Annotated in this window: 4 protein-coding genes; all 4 read right to left on the bottom strand. The window is 44.2% G+C overall.

Going from position 1 to position 5,256, the window contains the following annotated elements:
• Nucleotides 1-49 precede the first annotated feature (49 nt).
• A complete protein-coding gene (locus tag J7M22_06035; GenBank protein MCD6506167.1) occupies nt 50-679 on the bottom strand; it encodes a hypothetical protein in 630 nt (209 codons plus the stop codon).
• 49 nt (nt 680-728) lie between these two features.
• Complete coding sequence (locus J7M22_06030) at nt 729-2,129, bottom strand: DUF1573 domain-containing protein (GenBank protein MCD6506166.1); 1,401 nt, start codon at nt 2,127-2,129, stop codon at nt 729-731.
• Entirely contained in the window at nt 2,126-3,130 is a 1,005-nt protein-coding gene (locus J7M22_06025; GenBank protein ID MCD6506165.1) for a hypothetical protein, read from the bottom strand. Before J7M22_06025 ends, J7M22_06030 begins: the two co-directional genes overlap by 4 nt.
• 659 nt (nt 3,131-3,789) lie before the next feature.
• Nucleotides 3,790-5,064, bottom strand: a complete 1,275-nt coding sequence (locus J7M22_06020; protein ID MCD6506164.1) for a sigma-70 family RNA polymerase sigma factor — start codon at nt 5,062-5,064, stop codon at nt 3,790-3,792.
• Between the last annotated feature and the right edge of the window lie 192 nt (nt 5,065-5,256).

Genomic DNA, 5,256 nt, shown 5'->3' with positions numbered 1-5,256 from the left:
GGTTATACCATGATTTCTGCCTCATGGCAATACCAATCTCAGACTTTTGTCAGTCAACCAGACCGATAATCTCTAAAACTACTAACGCGCAGATGCCATTTCCTAACCAGGTTAAACCAAGTGTTCCTATCATTACACCTGAGGTTATACTAAAGGCAATTTTCCCTATCCAAGAGCGTGATACCGTTGCAAGGTAATACTGGTATATCCCTAAGGTGAAAAGGAGAAGTATTAATCCATCCGTGTCAGAGTAACCTACGTGGAATACATGATTGAGCATCGGCATCAACGGCAGAAAAATTATAGAGAACATCGCCTCCCAATATCCGAATAAGCTTCGAGCAAGTAGGAACAAACATACACTCAAAAGGACAAGCATAACAACAGGATAGTAAATCGCAACTTGATGAAGGGACAAATCTGGGATAAAACGATGTCCGATTTTGTAGGCATATGCTAGAAGCTGAGGGAATAATTTCGGTTTGACACTAAGATCAACACCTTCAGGGAAATGTCGCATTTTATCTATCTTTGGAAGTTCACCTTCTTCTACGATCAAACGCGCTTGGCGATAATACCTGTAAGCATCTGGACCTATAAGATATTTCCCTTCCAGTTTATCAGCATTTTGACTTAAGAGGAACACACCTGAAATTATGCTAATAAGCAGATTGAACAACAATATAAACCACAACTTCAAGTTTTCCATCATTCCCAGCTATTTGAAATTATTGAACAATGGCATAAACCGGAATTTTAAGCTTAGGCTGGATGGAGCTATTGGTATAGACTTGAATGATATCTTTTAACACACCAGGTTTTTCCGCCCTGCATGTTGCCTCTATCTCATATATTTTCCCCTGTTCCACCTCGATCACCTTCACCTGAATAAACCTGCTTTCACCCTTGATTTTTACTATTCGTAGATTCGACCTGCCATGTTTTATTAATCTGACGGATTGCTTGCCTTCACTTCCCCTTTTCACAAACCCGAAGAAAAGCTGCTTTGGATACAGTTTGATATCACCGATAACTCTCCCTTTGATCAAGACTTCCGATCTTGGATATTCCCTATCGTTGGTTTCGATGAGGATCTTCTCCTTGATTTCACCCAAAGGAAATCCCGGATTAACGATCACATCAATCGTTGCTACTAATTCCCCTTCATGAATGGAATTGACCTTCGTTTTAATCAGTGCATTGGATGAATAAGCTTTTTTTACCTCTAACTCTCCATGTCCTGGATCGTAAACTTCTATCACTCTATGTACTTTCTCACCGAAATAGATATCACCCAGGTAGAGAAAGTTCGGCGAAATACGTATGATTCCCGCGACAACCCCTGTGATTGTGGCGAAAACCACTCGTCTGTAGGGGTCATTTGAATGAACCCTGACGTATACTGTCTGCCTACCGCGAGCGTGTTTGGTGTTAAACTCTACATGCAGCTTTGTTGACCTGCCAGGTGGTATAACCTTATCGGAGAGCAGGGATGCCGTGCAAGTGCAAGATTGTGAGATTTTTTCTATCTTAAGGGGCTTCTTCCCTAAGTTCTTGATCGTAAAATCATGCTTGATAACCTGCTCCTGGCCTGCCTGCCCGAAGTCATACACGGGGTTTTCAATCTCAATTTTAGGGATGTTGCCTTGGACCACTTTCCCAGGTGATATAACTAACACATATCCATCCCAGATATTTCGGAATTGCTCAGCTGTTACGATCGGTCCTTTATCGAGTGTGTTCTCAAACAAAAGTAGTTTAGAGTCGGATATAGGTTCGACAACCAGAAAGTGATCCGGCTTTATGTGAGCGATCACGGGATGCCTCATCTTCATTAGATCAGCGATATCAATCTTTCTACCGACAGCTTTTAATCCAAGCTTATGAGCAGCGTCAGCCAGGTCTTTCATGGAGGCTCCTTTCTCGGTCAGGTTAATCATATGAGCTATCTCCTCCGCTGTTACCTTCACGCCCAGCATCTGACATACTAAACTTAGGCTCTCCGGACCACACATTGCTTTTTTCAACTCCTCAGTAAATCGATGATCCCCACTCTGCCCAAAGGAAAGGAATATCCCCCAAATAGATAGGAAACAGAGATAGAGGACATATAGTTTGATGTTTCTCACGGTTTCTCACTTCCCCATTTAAATATTTCCTTTGCAGGTATAGGTTGTTTGCTGTTTGCATCCATGACTACAGCATCAACAGGAATCCAATTTCTCAAATCAAAATATTTGGAAACATTCACGTTTACCTTAATTTTCGAAAAGTCCATCGTTGCTTTATACTTATAACCATCAAATTTACCCTCTTCTGTGAGATATACAACATCTACCCTGACCCTATCTGGGAACAGAATAGTTTTCCCTTGATATTTATGCTTTTTATAATGGATGAGCATTACCTGGCCGATATATCCATTCCTTACAGGAGTTTTCGATTCTGACCTCAACACCCTAAATCCTATCTCAGGGGCGATCCACGCATGTTTAAAATATCTATCCCTTTTCCTCCCAATCCCTATCACATAGCACATTATCTCCCTTCTGTTCTTCCTACCACCTGTTCCACTCGCTATCCTAAGCTTCTGTCCTGGCCAAATGATGGCGTCGCTGTATCCGTCCCAGATTGGTATTTTCTCCTTTTTAATTATCCTGAGATTCTTTTCTTTTATGTATTTCCACAGTGGTAATTCTACATATCGGTTATATCCCCATGGAGCGGTATACCAACTCAGCGGATCACACCAACTGCTTATTGCCGTCAGACAAATATCATTTTTGATATACAGTGTGTCCCGCCTACGAGGAATTATAGTTACCTTACTGCCAAGTCCAAGACATATTTCAGTCCATCCCTTTGTTGATCCATCATCGATACAGTGAATAAAAAAATTCTCACCATGCCGAGCGACAAAGGCGACAACCCTCCTGTCTACAATCACTCCTGGGGGAAGTTTGGAGTCATGAGCTATATCTATCTTGGTTGCCTCGCCAGCATACGTTTCTATTAGTGAATCATAGTATCTGATACCTGCTATCAGTGTTTCTAGATCTAACCCCTGAGCGTAAGACATCTTGATTGATATTAACGCTAGAAATATCAACATTTTGGTTATATTTCTCACAACTATCACTCCCTATGTAGAGCAGGGATGCTCTTGCTGAGGCAAAAGCATCCCTGCTTTTTCAGTTAGTGCAGTCCGGTAGCGGATTCCATTGCCATTCAGATGCGTAATTAGGATCGCAATTGTTGACGTTGTAGGTTCTATACTTGCAATACCATGAGCTGTAGGGTGGTTCCTCCTCAAAGCAAGTATATCCGGAGTCATTGCGACATTCGTCGTAAGCGTCATTGCCTACTTGATCATAGTTATGCGTCGTGTTAGGCTGGCAAAATTCAGTGGGACATCCACCGACCCAAATACACCGCATATTTGATCGTGCCCACCATGAACCTCGGATCGCTGCCATCTCCTCATCCGAGAGTGCGAGTGGAGACCTGCTTAGATCTGCTGTGACGAAATAACATGCAACCAGAAGTAACCCACCTACTACCCCGTATATCAGCCAGAATCTCGCTCTCATCCTTCCTCACCTCCTTTCGATTTTAAATTACAAGCTACCATGTTTGATGAAAAAATGGTTTTTCTGTCCTAACTCATATATCCACCCTCCTGATTGACTGACAAAACTCATCGGCTCTACGTCGGAAACCCTTATGTGATAAGACCTCCTGGCGCTCTCAATTGTTCGAGTTTTTGAAACTTCGACAAGCCCAGAATTTTCAAGGGTTTTCTCGGACTGAGGACTGAGATTTGTCAGTCAGCCAGATCCACCCTCCAGGATATGTCGCTTTCGTATCGCCCGTGAGCAAGATGTATCTTGCTATTTTTGGGAAAATCTTAGTGCCCATTTCTCGACGTGCTATGATGAGCTGCTCCACCTCTTTGGGATCAACATGCAATCCATGTCTCTCCATTTGAGATAGTTCCTCCAACCTTCTCCAAATTCGACCATTTTCCAGCATCAACTCTGTGATCTCCACTTTGACCATATCGATCTCCATCTGCTTCAACTCATTGGTTTCCTCCCTCTGTGGATTTTCTTTATGCGTTTCCCCGATGGGTTGTTCCTCCGCGATCTCATCGCTCGCTGAACTCATCTTCTCTTCTGGTGAAGTCATTTTCTCTTCTGGTACTGTAGATTCTATCTCGGAAGTTATGCCGAAATACTCATCAAGTAACCTGTTGAACTCCTCAAATGTAAGTTCATCTTCTTTTTTCTGCGGTTCTGAATTGCTTACCGTTACCCTCGCAGGCGCTCCTACGGTCGTTTGCTTCTCAACCTTCATCTCGTTGGACTCAGGCACTCGCTTCTCCTCTCTATGGTGACTCATCCATATCCCCGTCCCTGCGAGCATCATCACGACCGCTCCCGTTATCGCCACCTTCGTTGATACCTTCATAACGACACCTCCTATCACCTTTACGATTTCCCTACAGGGCAAAATGACCACACAGCCCAGCCTTTTGAGAACCTTCTCCCTCACCTTCTCCTTTGCCCTCCTCACACGCATCACAACGGCATGATATGACAGACCATACTTCTCGCTAAGCTCCCTATATCCCTTATCCTCCAGAAGATGCTCCCTTAGGATCTCCCTCTCGCCCTCAGGCAACTCTTCTATCGCTCTCATCACCTCCTCCACCGCCTCCCTCTTCAGCAACTCCTCGTCCGCCGATGGAGAGAGCAAATCCTCAGGAGCCACCTCGTCAAGGGGGATACAACTTTCTCTTCTCGCTCTCTCCCTCAGCCGATCTATCGCCAGATTACAGGATATACTTCTCAGCCATCTCTCGAACGCATTTTGATCTCTCAACCCACTCAGATGAAGGTGAACTTTCAGGAAGACCTCCTGCGCTATCTCCTCCGCCTCATCGGGATCGTGCAGGATGGAGAGGACAGAGAGGAAGACGGTATGGCGGTACTTCCTCACCAGTTCCTTGAAGGCGGATTGGTCTCCCGATATGATTCTGTCTAACAGATCTTCCCCTTTCATCTTTCTCTCCACTATTATAGACGATAATCTTCGAGATTTTTAACAAAGAATCTTTTGGGCAGGCAGAAGGGGGCTAATGTCGGATCCTATCGAGATACCTCTCATAGCTGAACTTAGGGCTCTTATCCGGGGTGTGACATGATCGGCAGTTCACATCCATCCGCATCTTCCTCCCTCTCGGCGATCTAACAT

The organism is Candidatus Poribacteria bacterium (genome assembly GCA_021162805.1).
Classification (GTDB): Bacteria; Poribacteria; WGA-4E; order B28-G17; family B28-G17; genus JAGGXZ01.
Note: the sequence above shows the minus strand (reverse complement) of the source record. Positions and strands in the feature narration are given on the sequence as shown.